Raw genomic sequence first — 19,020 nt, 5'->3', positions numbered from 1 at the left:
ATGTAAGCTAGGCTTCGCGGCATTATATGGCGGTTGCATGACAGTTTTGTTACATCGAGAACGCTTTAACCGAGGTTGTTAGCGGAAAAATGAGCGGGGACCCCTTCGAAGGAAGATGAACGCAATATATTGTTTATAAAGGGATATTTATGAGGATAATCAGCAAGGGCAGCCTGCGCTGCCCCCGAATAATTCAGGAAAGGGTATCGTTTGATTGTTGCAGCGCCAGTTTGGCCGCCTTTTTCTCGGCACGGCGGCGCTTGAAGAAGGCCGACAACTGGGCCGAGCAGGCATCAGCCAGCACACCGCCGGTCAGCTCGACACTGTGGTTGTGGCGCGGGTCCTGCAAGATCTCGAACACCGACCCAGCGGCACCGGTCTTGAGATCTCGGGCGCCGTAAACCACCCGCTTGACCCGGCTATGGATCAGCGCACCGGCACACATACAGCAGGGCTCCAGCGTCACATAAAGAGTGGTGTCGAGCAGGCGGTAGTTCGCCAGCTGTTTGCCCGCCGCCCGGATTGCCATGACCTCGGCATGGGCACAGGCATCGTGTTCGCTGATGGAGCGGTTCCACCCCTCTCCCACCACCTGACCATCCAGCACCAGTACGGCACCAACCGGGATCTCGCCAATCCCTTCGGCCCGGGCGGCCAATGCCATGGCATGGCGCATCCACTGTTCGTCCTGCTCGGTTTGACACGGTGTCTCTGGGATCTCTGATGGTTTCACGCCCATCCCCTCTTTATATTGTTCAATTGTGCTGTTTGCATTCCAGCTATCCACATCTGTCAGATAATTCCATAGATAGCAGGCATGATAGCTCGCGGTGACAGGGCGGCGATTATGCCAAATCTGCACGTCAGACCCAAGCCGCATCCCGACTGAGCAATAAAGAAGCAATCGGCATCTCTATGATAAAAAAGGAGTTGCACCCGTTTGGCCATGCTATTAGACTTCCTCCCCGTCAGCCGAGTCTGACTCCGTCGGTGTGTAGCGCAGCCAGGTAGCGCATCTGCATGGGGTGTAGAGGGTCGGAGGTTCGAATCCTCTCACACCGACCATTTTCCCCGAGAATAGCCCAGTCAAACGACTGGGCTATTTTTTTGCCTCCGATTTATCCTCCTGACAACGTCAGCCTACCAAGAACAAAAAACACTCAGAACCACTTGAATCTTTTTTCCGAACTCATTAAGATGCGCAACTTTCCGCCGGTAGACAACACAAGGAGGTGGAAACACGAGTGAAGGGATCACTGTCCGGCTTGCGTGCAACACAGGACCAGGCATGAACCAGAACACCGATTTCGCACCCGCCATTACGCTTTACTCCGTTCCTCACGACACCCCTTGCCACACCGAAAGCGAAAATGAACAGGTCATCCAGCTGGATGTGATCGATCTTGCCGAACCGGATGATGACTATTGAGCCCGGCCAGATGGCCGCTCAATCACTGGGGCATCGCCTGTTCAACACACTCAGTTTCACACCCTTGGCGAGAAATCTGCAAAAAACGACAAACTGCTAATTCTATCAAGGATGGCAGTATTATTGACTAATGCGTCTCCCCCTTCCCTCTCCAGCATTCCCCCCGACAATTGATACAAACCTACGTTATTGCGCTTCACTTTCCATCGTTGCAACCGCTGGTGCCAACAGAGCCTGCGTCACCACACCAAGTTTAAAACGCACGTTCACCAATCAGGTCTAGCATTAGCAAAACATTCATTGCCACATTCAAACGCGCTTTATACGGCTGTTTTGGCAAAGCCTGGAGTTAGGTCGGGATTTGTTTTTGCATTTGTAATTTTATTACGTAACAAGTTACAAAATGAGGGGCAGGGTAACGGCCCAAATTAGCCGTTGTCCGATGGGAAAAAGCAGGAGCATAACCATCTGCGTAGAGTTTTTATACCAACCAAATAAAGCAATAAAAAACATCAACTTAACCATATCCAAAAAACAAGTGTTTAAAAAAAACTGTTGACGTACTCAACAATATTTCGCACCTTATCAATCGTGTTATCCCGTTGTTGCGGGAACGTTTCAGGAACAGGGATTCGACTTTAGTCGTAGTTAGTAAGTTCAAAATGTAATTCTCAAAGGAGTGAACCTTATGTCGGCACCGGCTCAGACCCACTGCAGCGCCCGCCTTCGCATCCAGGGCGAGATGCTGCCCGAATACGCGCAAATTCTGACGCCGGACGCGGTGGCTCTGGTCTCCGAACTGGTGGAACGTTTTGCTCCCCAAAGAGGGGAATTGCTGAAACAACGTGTGGCACGTCAGGCCCGTATCGATGGTGGCGAGCTGCCGGACTTCCTGCCGGAAACCGCCCACATCCGTGAAGGTGACTGGACCATTCGCGGCATTCCTGCCGACCTGCAAGACCGCCGTGTGGAGATCACAGGCCCGGTCGAGCGCAAGATGGTGATCAACGCCCTCAACGCCAACGTCAAGGTGTTCATGGCGGATTTCGAGGATTCACTGGCACCCGCCTGGAACAAGGTGATCGAGGGCCAAATCAACCTGCGCGATGCGGTCAACGGCACCATTTCTTACACCAGTCCGGAAGGTAAGGCTTATACCCTGAACCCCAATCCGGCCGTCCTCATTTGCCGGGTGCGCGGTCTGCACCTGCCGGAAAAACATGTCACCTTCGATGGCGAACCCATCCCCGGCGGCCTGTTCGATTTTGCCCTCTACTTCCTGCACAACTATCAGGCGCTGCTGGCCAAAGGCTCGGGCCCCTACTTCTACGTGCCCAAGTTGCAGAGCCATCTGGAAGGGCGTTGGTGGAGCGAGGTGTTCGCCTGGACCGAGGACAAGTTCGGTCTGCCCCGTGGCACCATTAAGGCCACCGTGCTGATTGAAACCCTGCCAGCCGTATTCGAGATGGATGAGCTGCTCTATCAGATGAAGGATCACATCGTCGCCCTCAACTGCGGCCGCTGGGACTACATCTTCAGCTATATCAAAACCTTGAAGAGCCATCCGGATCGGGTACTGCCCGACCGCCAGGTGGTGACCATGGACAAGCCGTTCCTCTCCGCCTACTCGCGGCTGCTGATCAAGACCTGTCACAAGCGCGGTGCGCTGGCGATGGGGGGTATGGCCGCCTTTATTCCGGCCAAGGACGCGGCCGTCAACGAGCAGGTCTTCGCCAAGGTCAAGGCCGACAAGGAGCGCGAAGCCAACAACGGCCACGACGGTACCTGGGTCGCCCACCCTGGCCTCGCTGATACCGCCATGGCGGTGTTCAACGCCACCATTGCGGCTGGTGCCAAGAACCAGATTGGCGTGCTGCGTGAGCAGGATGCCCCAATCACCGCCGCCGACCTGCTGGCCCCCTGTGAGGGCGAGCGCACCGAGGCAGGGATGCGCACCAATATCCGGGTCGCCCTGCAATATCTGGAGGCCTGGATCAACGGGAACGGCTGCGTGCCCATCTACGGTCTGATGGAAGATGCCGCCACAGCCGAGATCTCCCGCACCTCCATCTGGCAGTGGATCCGCCACGGCAAGAGCCTGTCTAATGGCAAGGTAGTGACCAAGGATCTGTTCCGCCAGATGCTGGCCGAGGAGCAGGAGGTGGTCAAAGCCGAGGTGGGCGCCGCGCGCTGGCAGGCAGGACGCTTTGCCGAGGCAGGCGAGCTGATGGAAGAGATCACCTGCGCCGATACCCTGATCGATTTTCTGACGCTGCCCGGTTACGAGCGGCTCTGAATCACGGGCCCCCAGCGGGGCTCGCCAATAACAAGTCAATGGAAACGTGAAATCAATGAAAGAGGGAACTGATATGGCACTGACCCGTGAGCAACAGATCCAGGCTATCGAGAAAGACTGGGCGGAAAACCCCCGCTGGAAAGGGATCAAGCGCGGCTACAGCGCCGAAGATGTGGTGAACCTGCGCGGCAGCTTGCAGCCGGTGCACACTCTGGCCCAGCGTGGTGCCGACAAGCTGTGGGGTCTGATCCACGGCGACGCCAAGAAAGGCTACGTCAACTGCCTCGGCGCCCTGACCGGTGGTCAGGCGGTGCAGCAGGCCAAGGCGGGGATCGAAGCGATCTACCTCTCCGGCTGGCAGGTGGCGGCGGACAACAACTTGTCCTCCACCATGTATCCGGATCAGTCCCTCTACCCGGCCAACTCGGTACCGTCCGTGGTGGAGCGCATCAACAACTCCTTCGCCCGTGCCGACCAGATCCAGTGGGCCAACAAGGTTGGACCGCAGGATGAGGGCTTTATCGACTACTTCCTGCCCATCGTGGCGGATGCGGAAGCCGGTTTCGGCGGTGTGCTTAACGCCTTCGAACTGATGAAGGGGATGATTGAAGCGGGCGCCGCTGGCGTGCACTTCGAAGATCAGCTCGCTTCGGTCAAGAAGTGCGGTCATATGGGTGGCAAGGTGCTGGTACCGACTCAGGAAGCGGTACAGAAACTGGTTGCCGCCCGTCTGGCAGCCGATGTGTGCGGCACCACAACTCTGGTGATCGCCCGTACCGACGCCAACGCCGCTGACCTGTTGACCACCGACGCTGACCCGTACGATGCAGACTTCCTGACTGGCGAGCGCACTGCCGAAGGGTTCTACAAGGTACGTGCCGGAATCGATCAGGCCATCGCTCGCGGTCTGGCTTACGCCCCCTACGCAGACATGGTGTGGTGTGAAACCGCCAAGCCGGATCTGGACGAAGCGCGTAAATTTGCCGAAGCAATCAAGGCCAAGTTCCCGGATCGCATCCTGGCCTACAACTGCTCCCCGAGCTTCAACTGGAAGAAGAATCTGGACGATGCCACCATCGCCCGCTTCCAGCAGGAGCTCTCCGACATGGGCTACAAGTACCAGTTCATCACCCTCGCGGGTATCCACAACATGTGGTTCCACATGTACGAGCTGGCCTACCAGTACGCCCGTGGCGAAGGGATGAAGCACTACGTCGAGATGGTGCAGGAGCCGGAATTTGCCGCCGCCAGCCGTGGCTACACCTTCGTGGCACACCAGCAGGAGGTCGGTACCGGTTACTTCGACAAGGTGACTACCGTCATTCAGGGTGGCCAATCCTCGGTCACCGCGCTGACCGGTTCCACCGAAGAAGATCAGTTCCACTGATAGGCAGAGCTGTCTTGAAATAGCAAAACCCCGGCCTGAAGCCGGGGTTTCTTTTTATCTGTAATTCAAACGAAAGTCAGGCGCACAACCGCACACAGTCGAGAGGCTCAGAGCTCGAGGATCTCTTTGACAAAGGGAATGGTCAGCTTGCGCTTGGCGCGAAATGAGGCGTTGTCGAGCTGATTGAGAGTGGTGAGCAGGGTGCGCATATCGCGGGAGAGTCGGTTGAGCAGGAAGCGGCCCACATCGATGGGCAATTTGAAGCCCCGCAGCTCGGCACGCAGCTGCAGGGCACTGAGCTTGCCTTCGTCATCCAGCTCTTCGAGATGGAAACTCACCCCCCAGTCGAGGCGCGAAGCGAGATCCGGCAGTTGCAGCCCCAGTTTGCGCGGTGCGCTGCAGCCGGTGACCACCAGCGTCCCCTCGCCCTTCTCCTGCCAGCGGTTGTAGAAATCGAACAGCGCCCGCTCCCACACGGCATTGCCGGCGATCGCCTCAAGGCTGTCGAGACAGACCAGCGGCAGGCTTTCGAGGGCATCGAGCATGCTGGGATCGAGCTGTTCAAACTGATCGAGGGAGAGATAGGCCGCCGCCGCATCGCGGGCGTTGACCTCGGCACAGGTGGCGTGGAGCAGATGAGAGCGTCCGGATCCCTTGGCTCCCCAGAAATAGAGGAAAGGCGACCCCTGACCGATGGCCGCATTCTTGAGGGCGGTGATCAGATGAGCATTGGTGCCGGGATAAAAACTGACGAAGGTTTCATCATCCGGTAGTTGTACGGCTAAAGACAGTTGGGCCGGTTGCTTCACTCGTTGAGCTTTGACTGTGACATTTGTGGCTAAGTGTATCATCGCAAAGGCTGATAGAGAACCGCCCGGACAAGCCGGGCGGTCTACAAAAGCCTTATAAAATCAGGGCTGCGACCATTGGTAACGCAAACCGCTGCCATTATCGTCAACCTTGCGCAAACGACTCTCAAGTTGCAGCGCCCGCACCAATTCGGCCTGATCCCCTTGCAGAGTAAAGTTGAAGGTGACCTGGTCCCCCTCCAGCTTGCCGATCGCCACCTTGCTGACGTTGGCCATCCCCTGCAGCATCTTCTGCACGGCGATCATGCTGTCCACTTCGGAGAGGCCATCCACCACCAGGGTCTGGCTGGTTGCCGGACCAGAAATGCGGGCACCGTAGTTTTTCACCAGCCAGGCCGCCAGGGTATCGGCAAACCCTTGCGCCACTTCGGCCTGAGTGCCGGTGTTATTGCCACGGGTCAACTCGGCCACTTCACCGGCCGCTTTGGGGCCATAGAGTCCCCAATCGATGCTCCACTTGTCACCTTCCGGTGTCAGCTTGCCCAACACCACCATCTCGGCGCCATAGCGCTGGCTCGCATGCAAAATCGGGTCGGCAAAGCGTCCCCAGACGTCGGTGGCACTGACCGCCATGTTGTCATCGAGATCCATCAGCGGAATGCTGATGGGCAGCCCCAGCATCTGGGCCTGCTCGCGCAAGGCTTGCGCCCAACCATCGCTGGATTGATCCGCCAGCAAGCGACGCTCACCCTGATCCACCACCAGCCAGATGGCCATTTGGGGACGAGCTGGGCCAAGCAGGGCAAACTGGCTCTCGGAGACCAGGCTGTTGACCTTGTCACTCTTGAACTCGGCTTTCAGATACTTGACGGAGTCCTGATCCTGATAGCCATAGCTTTTGACATAGTCGCCCGGGGCCGCCAGCGCCTTGACCACCACCGGCTGGGTGAGGATGTCGCGCTTGCCGGTCACCTTGATCAGCACCTGACCCAGTGCCTGCCCTTGAGCGGCCACCATGTCACCACTGGTCGGTGCCTTGCCCTGATAGAGGTCGGTCACCTGAGCGGCCGAGGCCATGAATGACAAGCCGCAGCAGAGGGCGGTCACAACACGTTTGAACATGAACAGAGTCTCGAAATGGGAGAGTGTGCTTATGGTAGCGGCAAGGCGCATCCTGCGGCAAGGCTGGCACAAGCGGCCACAAACAGCAGAGCCGGCGATGCGCCGGCTCCGATCACCCCTTCCACATGGGAAGCAGGTCAAGGCATAAACTTATTTGGTACCGAAGATCTTGTCGCCTGCATCGCCCAGACCCGGCACGATGTAGCCTTTCTCGTTCAGCCCCTGGTCGACAGAAGCGCAGTAGAGCTCTACGTCAGGGTGAGCCGCTTCCAGCGCCTTGATCCCTTCCGGCGCGGCAACCAGTACCAGCACCTTGATGGATTGGCAGCCTTTCTTCTTCAGCAGATCGATGGTGGCGATCATGGAGCCGCCGGTGGCCAGCATCGGATCGATGACCAGCGCCAGACGCTCTTCGATGTTGCTGACGATCTTCTCGAAATAGGGAACCGGTTGCAGGGTCTCTTCATCGCGGTAGATACCGACCACGCTGACGCGGGCGCTCGGCATGTGCTCCAGCACGCCATCCATCATGCCAAGGCCGGCACGCAGGATAGGTACGACGGTTACCTTCTTGCCTTTGATCTGGTCAACTTCTACTGGCCCATTCCAGCCATCGATGATAACCTTCTCGGTTTCGAAGTCAGAGGTCGCTTCATAGGTCAACAAACTGCCCACTTCTTTGGCCAGTTCACGGAAACGCTTGGTGCTGATATCGCCTTCACGCATCAGACCGATCTTGTGTTTGACCAGGGGGTGTTTGACTTCAACGACTTTCATTATTATCTCCTCTAACCTGCCGCAAAAAAATCGCGGAATCATACAACAAAAGCCACCGCTTGTAGAGCATTTCCGCGCAAAAACGCGCAAACGATTTCCTTTCTGGTTTTTCACCGCCACTGTTAGAATACGCCCCGAATTTTACCCTCCACTTCTTTACATGACGGGGAATACTCGTGACTGACAAAACCTCACTGAGCTACAAGGATGCTGGCGTAGATATCGATGCCGGCAATGCACTGGTTGAACGTATCAAGGGCGTGTCAAAGCGCACTCGTCGTCCTGAAGTCCTTGGTGGTCTTGGCGGCTTTGGGGCCTTGTGTCAAATCCCTGCGGGCTACAAGGAGCCGGTCCTGGTCTCCGGAACCGATGGTGTGGGCACCAAGCTGCGGCTGGCCATCGACCTGAAGAAGCACGACACCGTGGGCATCGATCTGGTGGCCATGTGCGTCAATGACCTGATCGTACAGGGCGCCGAGCCGCTGTTCTTCCTCGACTACTATGCAACCGGCAAGCTGGACGTGGACACCGCAGCCGCGGTGGTCACCGGGATCGGTGCCGGTTGCGAGCAATCAGGCTGTGCCCTGGTGGGCGGCGAGACCGCCGAGATGCCGGGTATGTATGAAGGGGAAGACTACGACATCGCCGGTTTCTGCGTCGGTGTGGTGGAGAAGAGCGAAATCATCGACGGCAGCAAGGTCGGTGAAGGGGATGCCCTGATCGCGCTGGCTGCCAGCGGCCCTCACTCCAACGGCTTCTCCCTGATCCGTAAAATTCTGGAAGTCTCCAAAGCCGACGTGCATCAGCCGCTGGGTGACACCACTCTGGCCAACGCCCTGCTGGAGCCGACCCGCATCTATGTGAAACCTGTGCTCAAGCTCATCAAGGAGTGCGAGATCCACGCCCTCTCCCACATCACCGGCGGTGGCTTCTGGGAGAACATCCCCCGTGTCCTGCCCGCCAACACCCAAGCGGTGATCGATGAGCAGAGCTGGCAGTGGCCGGCGGTGTTCAGCTGGCTGCAGCAGGCTGGCAACGTCACCCGTCACGAGATGTATCGCACCTTCAACTGCGGCGTCGGCATGATCATCGCCCTGCCCGCCAACCAGCTGGAGAAGGCGCTGACCCTGCTCAAGGCAGAAGGCGAGAACGCATGGCACATCGGTCATATCGCCAAGGCAGCAGACGGTGAGGAGCAGGTCGTCATCAAATGATGCGGATCCTCGTCCTAATCTCTGGCAGCGGCAGCAACCTGCAGGCGATCCTCGACCACTGCGCCAGCGGCAAGATTGCCGGTGAAGTGGTCGGCGTTATCAGCAACAAGGCCGATGCCTATGGTCTGGTTCGCGCCAAAGAAGCTGGCGTGGCGACCTCCATTCTGGCCCAGCAGCAGTTTGCCAGCCGGGAGGAGTATGACGCCGCCCTGCTGGCGCTGATGGCAGACTATCAGCCGGATCTGGTGGTGCTGGCCGGGTTTATGCGGATATTGAGCGGCGATCTGGTGCGCCATTTCGCCGGCAGAATGATCAATATCCACCCCTCCCTGCTGCCCAAGTATCAGGGCCTGCACACCCACCAGCGCGCTATCGATGCCGGTGATAGTGAGCATGGCGCCAGCGTCCACTTCGTCACCGAAGAGCTGGATGGTGGCCCGGTTATCCTGCAGGCCCGCGTGCCCATCTTTGAAGGGGACACTGCGGACGAGGTAGCGGCACGGGTACAGGCGCAGGAGCACAGCATCTACCCGCTGGTGGTGCGCTGGTTCTGCGAAGGCAGGCTGCAGATGGTGGACGGCGCTGTGCAACTGGATGGCGCCCTGCTGGGCCCCGCTGGTTACGCATGCGAGTAAGCAGACGCCTTGTCGAAATGTGAAAAAGGAGGCCGATGGCCTCCTTTTTGTTTCCTGAATTTTCCCACCACAGGCACAGGCTTAAACCTGTTCACGACCTGCAGCGAGAAACCGTCAACAAGGTTACAAGCTGCCCAGGAACCGGAGCGTATGGACATACGTGAGCACTCTTTGCTGTATACATAAGCGAGCAGCACATGAGCCTTGATCACGGTTTCATAGCCAGATCGTGGATAGGTTTAGACAGGATTGTCGATATCGATAAAGGTCACATCCAGCCCATGCACAGTCGCCAGCCACTCCCCCAGCGCCTTGACGCCGTAACGCTCGGTAGCGTGATGGCCCGCAGCGTAGAAGTGCATCCCCATCTCGCGAGCGGTGTGAATGGTCTGCTCGGAGGCTTCACCGGAGATAAAGGCATCGATGCCCTGCTCCGCCGCCAGATTGATGTAGCTCTGACCGCCACCGGTGCACCAGGCCACGGAACGGATAAGCTCGGGGCCGCTGTCGCCACAATAGAGTGGTTCACGGCCAAGGCGCTCGGCAATCAGCTTGGCAAAATCGCTGCCGCTCATCGGCTCTTCCAGCTTGCCCACCATGGCGACGCTCTTGCTGTTCCACGGCTCCAGACCGCGACGCACCTTGATGTCGAGCAGCTTGGCGAGCTGGGCGTTGTTACCCACCTCGGGGTGGACATCCAGCGGCAAATGGTAGGCAAACAGGTTGATATCGTGGGTCAGCAGGGTCTTGAGCCGACGCTGCTTCATGCCGGTGATCTGGGCCGGTTCACCGCTCCAGAAGTAGCCGTGATGAACCAGAATGGCATCGGCTTCGGCAGCCACCGCCGCGTCAATCAGCGCCTGACTGGCTGTGACACCGGTCACCACCTTGCGAATGCGCTCGCGCCCCTCCACTTGCATGCCGTTAGGGCAGTAATCCTTGATGGCGTGCGGTTCGAGCAGATGGTTCAGTACGGTTTCGAGTTTTCGATGAGAGATCATAGGGGTCCCTTATTAAGGCTCGGTCCCCTGCTTTACCAATAAAAACAGGGCCCAGGCTCAAAACGCCAAGGGCCCCATGATAATCGAGCCGGGCCGTCAAGACCATGACAGCCCCCACACAGTGCGGTTTCCCTCTCGGCCTCAGGCTGGCAGGTCGATCCCCGCCTCCCGCATCTGGGCCAGCTTGTAGCGCAGGGTGCGCGGGCTGATGCCGAGTCGGTCGGCCACCGCCTTGCGGCTGCCGTTACAATCTTGCAGGGTGTCGAGGATGATCTGGTGCTCCTGCTGCTTGAGCTCGCTGCCGAGGCGATCGCCACCATAGCTGCGCTCCACGCTGACAAACTCCATCTCCTGCTCATCCAGCTCCTCCAGAATGAGGTGGTCACAATCAATGACCCCGTCGGGGCTGAGGATCAGGGCACGCTGTACCACGTTGTCCAACTCCCGCACGTTGCCGGGCCAGGGGTGAGCCAGCAGCCGTACCCTCGAGGCATCCGTCAACTGTGGTGTCGGCAGCCCCTGCTGACTGGCATGAAGCGCCAGCAGATGTTCCGCCAGCGGCAGAATGTCGCCGGGCCGCTCGCACAGGGCAGACCAGCGCAGCGGAAAGACGTTGAGGCGATAGTAGAGATCTTCGCGGAACAGGCCATCCTGCACCGCTTTTTTCAAATCCCGGTTGCTGGTGGCGATGACCCGCACATCCAGCGGGATCATCTTGCGACTGCCGAGCCGCTCCACCTCTTTCTCCTGCAACACCCGCAGCAATTTGGCTTGCAGCCCCTGATCCATCTCGGTGATCTCGTCAAGCAGCAGGGTGCCCCCCTGCGCCTGTTCGAACTTGCCCGGGCACCCCTGTACCGCACCGGTGAAGGCGCCCTTCTCGTAGCCAAACAGGGTCGCCTCCAGCATGTTTTCCGGAATGGCGGCGCAGTTGATGGCGACGAAGGGCTGCTCGGCGCGGCTGGAGTTATCGTGAATGTAACGGGCCAGCACCTCTTTCCCCGTCCCGCTCGGGCCGGTCACCATCACGGTCGCTTCGCTTCTGGCCACCCGGGTCGCCAGCTGGAACAGCTCGGCAGTTTTGGGATCCCCGTAGACCACAGCGCGTTTCTCCACCTTCTGGGCGGGCACATAGCGGCTGACCTGATTAAGCAGCACCTCCGGCGAGAACGGCTTGGCCAGATAGTCGATGGCCCCTTCACGCATGGCGCGCACCGCGCCGTCGATATTGGCGTAGGCGGTCATCAGCAGCACAGGTATCTGCGGATATTGCTGGCGGATAGTAGCCAGCAGAGTGAGACCGTCCATCCCCCCCATCTGGATATCGGAGATCACCATGTCAAATGGCTGACGGGAGAGGGCCAGCAGAGCCCGCTCGCCGCTGTCCGCTTCACGGCACTCATAACCGCCGAGCAAAAGGGTATCCACCAGCGCTTCGCGCAGACCATTGTCATCTTCAACTACCAGGATCCTGGCCTGTGTCATGCTACACCTCCAAGCTGCACCGGTTGCTGATGCAGGGGGAACGACAGAGTAAAGCAGGTGCCCTCACCGGGAACCGAGGCCACACCGACCTCCCCCTGATGGGCACGCACTACAGATTGCACCACCGCCAGCCCGAGACCAGTGCCTTGGGAGCGAGTGGTAAAGAAGGGTTCGAATACCTGACCGAGCTGATGGGAAGGGATCCCCTTGCCATTATCAATGACCCGCATCTCCACCCGGGCACCGCTGCGCACCGCGCTGACCAAGAGTGAGGTGGCCCCTGCCTGCTGGGCATTGGCAATCAAGTTGTTGATGGCCCCCGCCAGCGCACTGCTGTTAGCCAGCAGGCAGAGATCGGGCTCCGGCGCCTCCATGTGCAGCTCGCAGCCCTGCTGCTGGCAGAAGGCCTCGGCTCCGGCCTGCACTTCGGCCAGCAGCCCTTGTACCGAGATGGGAGTGACCACCTGATTGTCACCGTTGCGGGCGAACAGTAGGATGTCGTTGATCTGCTTCTCCAGATCCTGCAAACGGGCCATCAGCTTTTGCTGAAACTGAGTGCGGGATTCCGGCTTGAGGGTGCGGTTGGCCAGGTTTGCGGCATAAAGCATGGCAGCGGAGAGCGGCGTGCGGATCTGGTGGGCGAGCGAGGCCGCCATATTGCCCAGCGCCGACAGCCGCTTCATGTGGTTGATGCGGTCTTGCAGTTTACGGGTTTCGGTCAGGTCATTGATAAAAACCAGCTGGCCGGGCTGATCCGGCAGCGGTTGGGTAGAGAGCTGGACCCGGCGCCCGTCACGCAGGGAGATCTCGTGGCCATCATCCTCGCGCGGCTCGAAGCAGCGGGCAATGATATGACGCCAGAGCTCCCCTTCCAGCGGCTCCCCCAGCAGGGAGATGGCAGCCGGATTCGCGCGCGTGACCACCCCAGCCCCGTCAAGCAGCAACACCCCTGTGGGGAGCGCCTTGAAGATGGCATAGAGCTGGCTCACTTCGTGGGACTGGAGTGGCATGTCCTGCTGCTGGATTGTCATAAACCTGACCTCAAACTGGCTATTGGGTCAGGTTATTCAATTTCCATGCCACTAAATTATATGAATTAAAACAATGAATTGCGCATGAGCGTCAAGGCTTTGACCCTCAGACGTCCTTGCTCATCCCGTACTTTTTCATCTTCTCCACCAAGGTGGTACGGCGCATGCCGAGCAGATCGGCGGCGCGGGCCACCACCCCGTCCTGAGACTCCAGCGCCTGACGGATCAGCTCCACTTCGAGGTCGGCCAGCATCTCTTTGAGGTTGACCCCCTCCTCCGGCAGCTGCATGGTGCGAGCCGAGGCGAGGCTTAACCATCCCCTCATATGAGCGAGGCGTGGCGCGGCTTCTGAGGTATGATCGCCATCCTTGACCAGCTAATACCCAACAGACTATCCCCATGTTTAACCACGAACTAATCCTCAACCACATCGACGATATATTTGGACAGGACATGCATGCTAAGCGTGTTCTTTCCCTCGCCAATGCTACCCTCGGGGTTATCGAGTCAGGTTCACTGGCCATCCACGCCATCGGTAGTGGCCTCTCCTTGGCCAACGGTCTCGAACGTAAACATGCGGTTAAACAGGTGGATCGCCTGCTCACTAACACCAAGCTCAATGTCTGGAGCCTCTTTGACGATTGGGTGCCCTATGTGGTCGGTGAACGTACCGAGATCGTAGTCTCCATGGACTGGACCGAATTCGATGCCGATGATCACAGTACCTTGGTTATCAGCCTGCAAACCAACCACGGTCGCAGTACTCCGCTGCTGTGGAAAACCCATCGGAAATCGTTGCTCAAAGGGCAACGCAATGCCCATGAGAAAGAGCTGCTCACCAAGCTCAAGCAGACGTTGCCAGAGGGTATCTTCGTGACGGTAGTAGCTGACCGCGGCTTTGGTTACATGGAGCTGTTCGAACGCCTGGAGCAAGAGCTAGGCTTTGCTTATCTCATTAGATTTAAAGGAAATGTTTTGGTTGGTTACCCTGGTGTAGAGCAGGTTCCAGCTCGGGACTGGCTAACGCCGACCGGGCGCACCCGAACCCTCAAAGCGGTGGAGCTAACTGGGCAGCGACAGCCTGTCGAACGGGTCTATTGTTGTCATAAGAGTGGCATGAAAGACGCGTGGTTTCTGGCCAGTAACCGGACCGACCTGAGCGCCGCCAAGGCGTTGCAACTATACGGCCAGCGCTGGGGTATCGAGACCAGTTTTCGTGATATCAAAGATTACAAATTCGGCATGGGTATGGGAGATGTGCACATCAGTAATCCGGTCCGGCGCGACCGACTGTTTTTATTCAGTGCCCTGGCCATCGTCTTGCTGACGCTGCTGGGTAAGGCTGGAGACAGTGTCGGTCTAGAGAGAACGATCAAGGTCAATACCAGCAAGAGCCGAACCTATTCGTTCTTTCGGCAAGGGGTCATCTATTACCAGTTGCTACCTAAAATGAAAGAAGCCAATGCGGTCTTGTTGATGGATAAATTTATCTACTACCTGAAGCAACACCGCTTATATACCCGCACACTTGGAATTATTTGAGTCTCTAAAAATGAGGGGATCTCTGAGGAGGCGAGGGCGTGATCCAGCTCGGGCGGATCCTGAAACACCGCCGCCAGCGCATCCCGTTCATCCATCTCGGTCAGCCGCTCATCCCGCGGCTCGCTCGGCAGCAGGCGATAACGGCTCGGCAGATCGGCCACATCGACGATCTGGTGCGGGTAGAGGATCAGCAGTCGCTCCAGCAGGTTAGAGAGCTCGCGCACGTTGCCGGGCCAGGGGTACTGCATCAACGACTCCAGCGCCCGCTGAGTCAGCCGAATAAAACCGTGGTGCTGCTCGGCATGGCGGTTGAGCAGCTCCTGCAGCAGCAGCGGGATGTCATCGATGCGATCCCGCAGCGGCGGCGTCTCTATGGGGAAAACGTTGAGGCGGTAGTAGAGATCTTCACGAAAACCCTGAGTGCGGATCATCGCCTCCAGATCCCGGTGGGTCGCCGCTATGATGCGCACATCGGCCTGAATGGGCTTGCCGCCACCGACCCGGTCGAACAACCGCTCCTGCAATACCCGCAGCAGTTTGACCTGCATCGGCATCGGCATGTCGCCGATCTCGTCGAGGAACAGGGTGCCCCCCTGCGCCAGCTCGAAGCGACCGCGACGGGCTGCGATGGCGCCGGTAAACGCCCCCTTCTCATGGCCAAACAGTTCGCTCTCCAGCAATTCGGCCGGAATAGCGCCGCAGTTGATGGGCACGAAGGGGCCACTGCTGCGGGAAGAGAGTTCGTGGATAGCGCGAGCCACCACCTCTTTACCGGTGCCGGACTCGCCGAGGATCAGCACGTTGGCATCGGTCTCGGCCACCTGGCTGATGAGGCGGCGTACCTCCTGGATCCCCTTCCCTTTGCCCACCAGCAAACGCAGCAGGGCCTGCCCCTTGTCATGGGTCTGCTGACGGGGATGCAAGGATACAAAGGCCTGACAGAAGTGCAGATGACGGGTGAGGGATTCATAGGTAAAGGGCGAGAGCGCGACCCCGATAAAGTTGCTGTTGGGCAGATCGGCCTCAACCAGCGAGAGGAAGGGAGTACGGGGGAAAGCGGTCAGCAGCTCTGACAAGGGACGGTCGGTCAGCTCACCCACCAGCACCCCTTGCAGCGGACCGGAGGATTCGATGGCTACATCCAGATCGCTTTCTGCCACCTCCTGCCACGGGATCCCCATAAACGAGAGCACGGTTCCCAACTGTTGGCGCCGCTGCGCATCGGCATCAACAATCAACACGCCCATCTCCACCATATCCATTCCTCGCGATGTCCTGAACTAACTTATTGTTTTATTTGATGATAAAACAGCTACCGACTGTCTTTTTGCTGGCACACAAAGTGCCAAAATTCCGACACATTGTCAAAAATTGTCGTATTCAGGGTGACTGCTCCCCGCCGCAAGCGGCGAGGCTTCCCACTTCTTAGGCCGCTACTGCCGAATTGGCAGATTTACGCTGGCCTCCATGGGTAGAAACGACGTGTCCCGCCGCTTTTAATTCCAATATGCCTTGCTGTCGGATGTTCATGGCCGCGTTGATATCCCGGTCATGCTCCGCATTACATGCTGGGCAAGCCCAACTGCGCTGATGCAATGGCATTTCAGGCATCTTGTGCCCGCAGCAGCTGCACAGTTTCGAGCTGGCAAACCATTGGTCTAGCTTGACCACGTGTCTCCCCTGCGCCTCTGCTTTGTACTCCAGCTTCATGATAAATCCATGCCAGCCCGCATCTCCTATGGCTCTGGCTAGGTTGTGATTCTTCATCATGTTCGCTGATTTCAATGTCTCTACGATGACCGCTTGGTTTTCGTCAACCATCGTTCGGGAGAGTTTGTGCTGAAAATCGGCGCGGGCGTTGGCTACACGTTCGTGCAGGGCGGCCAGCTGTATCCGTGCCTTCGCTCGGTTGGCGCTGCCTCTTTTTTTGCGAGATAACGATTTTTGCTTGCGCCGCAGATTGCGGCTGGCATTGATAAGGTGACGCGGGTTGTCGATCTTCTTGCCGTTGGACGCGATGAGATAGTGAGACAGCCCCATGTCGCAGCCTGTCACATCTGTGATGAGTGTCGGCTTGGCGGGCGCTTCGCAGCCATCATCACTGAGAATTGACGCGTAGTATTTCCCTGTCGGGCCACGGCTGATCGTGATGCTAGAGATTGTTCCTTTGATGTCCCTGTGGAGCACTGCTTTGATCGGCGTCATCTTCGGTAGCTGGATAGCATCGGCCAGTACCTTCCCGTTGGGGTGGTAGCTCGATTGCCTGCCCCGTTTGCTCTTGAAAGTCGGCATCCGAGCCTTGAGCTTAGGGTTGAAAAAGTTGGCAAATGCTTTGTCCAGATTGATCACTGCCTGTTGCAAGGCGAGGGAATCGTACTCTTTGAGCCAGGCATATTTGCGCGATTTTTTTGCCACCGCTAGTAGCGGTTTCAAGTCACGCTTGGGCTTCAGGGATACACCACGGCGCTTGAACATGTGCCGTTGAATACGAAGAGCCTTGTTGTACGCAAACCGCACAGCTCCGAACTGGGCATTTAAAAATGTAGCCTGTTCGTTTGTTGGGTAAAGGCGTACTTTAGTAGCTCTTTTCACGGTCACTGCTCACTGATAAAGTTCAGGCACTATATGCTTTAATTCGAGACATTTCAAATGAGTGAGCACAACATTGATTTCACTGGCTATCTGCGCAAACGTCATTCCGTCAGCAAGCTGGTTGTGCATTTAATCTTCACCACAAAGTACCGCCGCAAACTGCTCGACGGCACCATGATCGAACAGATGCGCCACGCGTTTTTGTCCGCAGCCGAGAAGTTGGAGGTGGAGATTTTGGAGATGGATGGAGAAGCCGATCACGTTCATCTTCTCGTTGCTTATCCGCCCAAGCTGTCCATCAGCGTGCTGGTCAACAATTTAAAGTCAATCAGCAGCCGCCATGTGCGGATTTTGAATACGCATCTACGGAAACAGAGCAATAGTGGGATGCTGTGGTCACGCTCTTACTTTGCCTGTAGCGCAGGAGGGGCCACTATCGAAACGCTGAAGGCGTATGTGGCATCGCAGAAAACACCAGATTAGCTCCCCTTATATCCCCGCCCGATTGGGCGAGGGTTTACGGGGCATTTGCTAAGTGTATCGACAGAAACGGGAGATTAGATAAATTTTGCCGAGGAATTTTCTGCATTGGCGCCGTTAACAAACGCAGCCAAAAGCGGAAAGAAAACTGCCCTCGTCAGAGGGCAGCATGGGACACAGTGAAGCGCTCTCAGTGGCGATTATGGTGGTGCGGCGCCGCGTAACGACACTCGGGAAAACGGCTGCAAGCCAGAAAGAGTCGACCGGCGTGGGGGCCTTTTTTCGCCTCCCGCTCCACCAGCGGCGCATCACAACGAGGGCAGTGGTGCACTTCATGCTCCTCGTCATCCTCTACATCGGCGAACAGGCTATCGACCAGCTCACCCTCACTCTGTGGCGCCTCACCCCCCCCCTTGGACTGGATGACGGGCTCGTGAAATGGCGCGGGCGAGATCGCCTCGGCATGGGGAGTGCGGCCACGCATCCCGGCACCAACATCCACGCCGTCCAGCAACAGAGGGTTGAACGTCGGCTCGCGGCGCGCCCCGTGCGGCAGATCGTCGATCACCGGTTCGCTGGTTTTGACCAGCAGCGGCAGGATCTGTTCGCGCAGTTCTTCCACCAGATAGCTGGCACTTGCCGGGATCTGCAGCAACGGCAGACCGGCGCTGTCACAGGCAGTTTTCAGAAAGAGATCCCGCGCCTTGCGCTTCTGGTGACGATGGGAGCTGTCATCGAGTTCGATGGCGCAGATAAAGGAGAGATCCGCAGGGTGGCAAAGCAGATAGTCGAAATGCTTGGCGCTGATCTTGTTGAAATGCTGCTGCCATTTGCTTTTGCCGATCCCGGCCTGCGGCGTCAGCACATCGGCCACCCGCACCTTGGCAAAGACCCGGGCCTTGTCACCCACCGCCAGATCCAGCACCCCGAGGAAGGATCGCTCGGCGGGACTGAACAGGGTCTCCTGCACATCATAGGGCAGGCGCTTTTGCTGTCTGCCTCTGCTCCAGAAGATCGCCAGCACAAGCAGCGCCAGCAACAACAATCCCGATAGGACAAGGGTATTCATGAGAGCACGATCCAGTTCACGACACGAAAGGGGAATTACTTTACCACAGCCGCCACGGAGCAAGGCAGCAGACCCGTGTATAGAAAGTGAAAAGTCCCGTCTTTTTATCTATTTGTCAGCAGGCGGGGGTTCATATGACCAGCCCCAGCAG

Annotated in this window: 16 protein-coding genes, 1 tRNA gene and 2 pseudogenes; 8 read left to right on the top strand and 11 right to left on the bottom strand. The window is 57.8% G+C overall.

What is annotated here, in order from left to right:
* Positions 1-193: 193 nt before the first annotated feature.
* Positions 194-739, bottom strand: a complete 546-nt coding sequence (gene tadA / locus ACTG1K_RS22310; RefSeq protein WP_180349337.1) for a tRNA adenosine(34) deaminase TadA — start codon at positions 737-739, stop codon at positions 194-196.
* Between the two features lie 249 nt (positions 740-988).
* On the opposite strand from tadA, the gene ACTG1K_RS22305 reads away from it, so the two are divergent.
* The 4 genes from ACTG1K_RS22305 (at position 989) to aceA (ending at position 5,112) form a co-directional block, all read left to right on the top strand.
* Positions 989-1,065, top strand: a tRNA-Pro gene (locus ACTG1K_RS22305).
* Positions 1,066-1,288: 223 nt separating this feature from the next.
* Positions 1,289-1,429 carry a hypothetical protein gene (locus ACTG1K_RS22300; RefSeq protein WP_005334106.1) on the top strand — a complete coding sequence of 47 codons (141 nt, stop codon included), beginning with the start codon at positions 1,289-1,291 and terminating at the stop codon, positions 1,427-1,429.
* Between the two features lie 688 nt (positions 1,430-2,117).
* Complete coding sequence (gene aceB, locus ACTG1K_RS22295) at positions 2,118-3,725, top strand: malate synthase A (RefSeq protein ID WP_270656643.1); 1,608 nt, start codon at positions 2,118-2,120, stop codon at positions 3,723-3,725.
* A 73-nt stretch (positions 3,726-3,798) separates the two neighbouring features.
* Complete coding sequence (gene aceA, locus ACTG1K_RS22290) at positions 3,799-5,112, top strand: isocitrate lyase (protein ID WP_005344572.1); 1,314 nt, start codon at positions 3,799-3,801, stop codon at positions 5,110-5,112.
* A 107-nt stretch (positions 5,113-5,219) separates the two neighbouring features.
* Here aceA and hda read toward each other — a convergent pair whose 3' ends face one another.
* The 3 genes from hda to upp form a co-directional block, all read right to left on the bottom strand.
* Positions 5,220-5,921, bottom strand: a complete 702-nt coding sequence (hda, locus tag ACTG1K_RS22285) for a DnaA inactivator Hda (RefSeq protein ID WP_021231044.1) — start codon at positions 5,919-5,921, stop codon at positions 5,220-5,222.
* Positions 5,922-6,023: 102 nt separating this feature from the next.
* Positions 6,024-7,043, bottom strand: a complete 1,020-nt coding sequence (locus tag ACTG1K_RS22280; protein WP_270656641.1) for a DUF2066 domain-containing protein — start codon at positions 7,041-7,043, stop codon at positions 6,024-6,026.
* Positions 7,044-7,193: 150 nt separating this feature from the next.
* A complete protein-coding gene (gene upp, locus ACTG1K_RS22275) occupies positions 7,194-7,820 on the bottom strand; it encodes a uracil phosphoribosyltransferase (RefSeq protein ID WP_005334115.1) in 627 nt (208 codons plus the stop codon).
* A gap of 176 nt (positions 7,821-7,996) precedes the next feature.
* Between upp and purM the strand changes: the two genes are divergently transcribed.
* Both purM and purN read left to right on the top strand, forming a co-directional pair.
* Entirely contained in the window at positions 7,997-9,034 is a 1,038-nt protein-coding gene (gene purM, locus ACTG1K_RS22270; protein ID WP_021231046.1) for a phosphoribosylformylglycinamidine cyclo-ligase, read from the top strand.
* Positions 9,031-9,669 carry a phosphoribosylglycinamide formyltransferase gene (gene purN / locus ACTG1K_RS22265; protein WP_005350686.1) on the top strand — a complete coding sequence of 213 codons (639 nt, stop codon included), beginning with the start codon at positions 9,031-9,033 and terminating at the stop codon, positions 9,667-9,669. Before purM ends, purN begins: the two co-directional genes overlap by 4 nt.
* A 239-nt stretch (positions 9,670-9,908) precedes the next feature.
* On the opposite strand, the gene ACTG1K_RS22260 is transcribed toward purN, so the two are convergent.
* From ACTG1K_RS22260 to ACTG1K_RS22245, 4 genes and pseudogenes are all read right to left on the bottom strand, one after another.
* Entirely contained in the window at positions 9,909-10,670 is a 762-nt protein-coding gene (locus ACTG1K_RS22260; RefSeq protein WP_421298560.1) for a Nif3-like dinuclear metal center hexameric protein, read from the bottom strand.
* Positions 10,671-10,811: 141 nt separating this feature from the next.
* Complete coding sequence (locus ACTG1K_RS22255; protein WP_111899698.1) at positions 10,812-12,155, bottom strand: sigma-54-dependent transcriptional regulator; 1,344 nt, start codon at positions 12,153-12,155, stop codon at positions 10,812-10,814.
* Entirely contained in the window at positions 12,152-13,186 is a 1,035-nt protein-coding gene (locus ACTG1K_RS22250) for a sensor histidine kinase (RefSeq protein WP_005334126.1), read from the bottom strand. The genes ACTG1K_RS22255 and ACTG1K_RS22250 overlap by 4 nt, the downstream gene beginning before the upstream one ends.
* Positions 13,187-13,292: 106 nt before the next feature.
* A pseudogene (locus ACTG1K_RS22245) lies at positions 13,293-13,484 on the bottom strand (helix-turn-helix domain-containing protein); the annotation flags it as partial.
* A gap of 101 nt (positions 13,485-13,585) precedes the next feature.
* Here ACTG1K_RS22245 and ACTG1K_RS22240 point away from each other — a divergent pair.
* Complete coding sequence (locus ACTG1K_RS22240; RefSeq protein ID WP_041204923.1) at positions 13,586-14,728, top strand: IS4-like element ISAs18 family transposase; 1,143 nt, start codon at positions 13,586-13,588, stop codon at positions 14,726-14,728.
* Positions 14,729-14,769: 41 nt separating this feature from the next.
* Here ACTG1K_RS22240 and ACTG1K_RS22235 read toward each other — a convergent pair.
* A pseudogene (locus ACTG1K_RS22235) lies at positions 14,770-15,984 on the bottom strand (sigma-54 dependent transcriptional regulator); the annotation flags it as partial.
* Between the two features lie 169 nt (positions 15,985-16,153).
* Positions 16,154-17,326 carry an RNA-guided endonuclease TnpB family protein gene (locus ACTG1K_RS22230; RefSeq protein ID WP_440005152.1) on the bottom strand — a complete coding sequence of 391 codons (1,173 nt, stop codon included), beginning with the start codon at positions 17,324-17,326 and terminating at the stop codon, positions 16,154-16,156.
* Positions 17,327-17,377: 51 nt separating this feature from the next.
* Between ACTG1K_RS22230 and tnpA the strand changes: the two genes are divergently transcribed.
* Complete coding sequence (gene tnpA, locus ACTG1K_RS22225; protein ID WP_440005151.1) at positions 17,378-17,803, top strand: IS200/IS605 family transposase; 426 nt, start codon at positions 17,378-17,380, stop codon at positions 17,801-17,803.
* Between the two features lie 187 nt (positions 17,804-17,990).
* On the opposite strand, the gene ACTG1K_RS22220 is transcribed toward tnpA, so the two are convergent.
* Positions 17,991-18,869 (bottom strand): DUF2726 domain-containing protein, encoded by an 879-nt coding sequence (locus ACTG1K_RS22220; RefSeq protein ID WP_374885246.1) that lies wholly within the window; start codon positions 18,867-18,869, stop codon positions 17,991-17,993.
* Positions 18,870-19,020 lie beyond the last annotated feature (151 nt).

This window comes from Aeromonas sp. 102P (assembly GCF_051920345.1).
GTDB lineage: Bacteria > Pseudomonadota > Gammaproteobacteria > Enterobacterales > Aeromonadaceae > Aeromonas > Aeromonas veronii.
Note: the sequence above shows the minus strand (reverse complement) of the source record. Positions and strands in the feature narration are given on the sequence as shown.

Bases quoted from the DNA above. Each gene is read 5' to 3' on its own strand.
- tadA (WP_180349337.1), bottom strand. From the start codon at position 739: ATGGGCGTGAAACCATCAGAGATCCCAGAGACACCGTGTCAAACCGAG.
- ACTG1K_RS22300 (WP_005334106.1), top strand. From the start codon at position 1,289: ATGAACCAGAACACCGATTTCGCACCCGCCATTACGCTTTACTCCGTT.
- aceB (WP_270656643.1), top strand. From the start codon at position 2,118: ATGTCGGCACCGGCTCAGACCCACTGCAGCGCCCGCCTTCGCATCCAG.
- aceA (WP_005344572.1), top strand. From the start codon at position 3,799: ATGGCACTGACCCGTGAGCAACAGATCCAGGCTATCGAGAAAGACTGG.
- ACTG1K_RS22280 (WP_270656641.1), bottom strand. From the start codon at position 7,043: ATGTTCAAACGTGTTGTGACCGCCCTCTGCTGCGGCTTGTCATTCATG.
- upp (WP_005334115.1), bottom strand. From the start codon at position 7,820: ATGAAAGTCGTTGAAGTCAAACACCCCCTGGTCAAACACAAGATCGGT.
- purN (WP_005350686.1), top strand. From the start codon at position 9,031: ATGATGCGGATCCTCGTCCTAATCTCTGGCAGCGGCAGCAACCTGCAG.
- ACTG1K_RS22260 (WP_421298560.1), bottom strand. From the start codon at position 10,670: ATGATCTCTCATCGAAAACTCGAAACCGTACTGAACCATCTGCTCGAA.
- ACTG1K_RS22255 (WP_111899698.1), bottom strand. From the start codon at position 12,155: ATGACACAGGCCAGGATCCTGGTAGTTGAAGATGACAATGGTCTGCGC.
- ACTG1K_RS22250 (WP_005334126.1), bottom strand. From the start codon at position 13,186: ATGACAATCCAGCAGCAGGACATGCCACTCCAGTCCCACGAAGTGAGC.
- ACTG1K_RS22240 (WP_041204923.1), top strand. From the start codon at position 13,586: ATGTTTAACCACGAACTAATCCTCAACCACATCGACGATATATTTGGA.
- tnpA (WP_440005151.1), top strand. From the start codon at position 17,378: ATGAGTGAGCACAACATTGATTTCACTGGCTATCTGCGCAAACGTCAT.
- ACTG1K_RS22220 (WP_374885246.1), bottom strand. From the start codon at position 18,869: ATGAATACCCTTGTCCTATCGGGATTGTTGTTGCTGGCGCTGCTTGTG.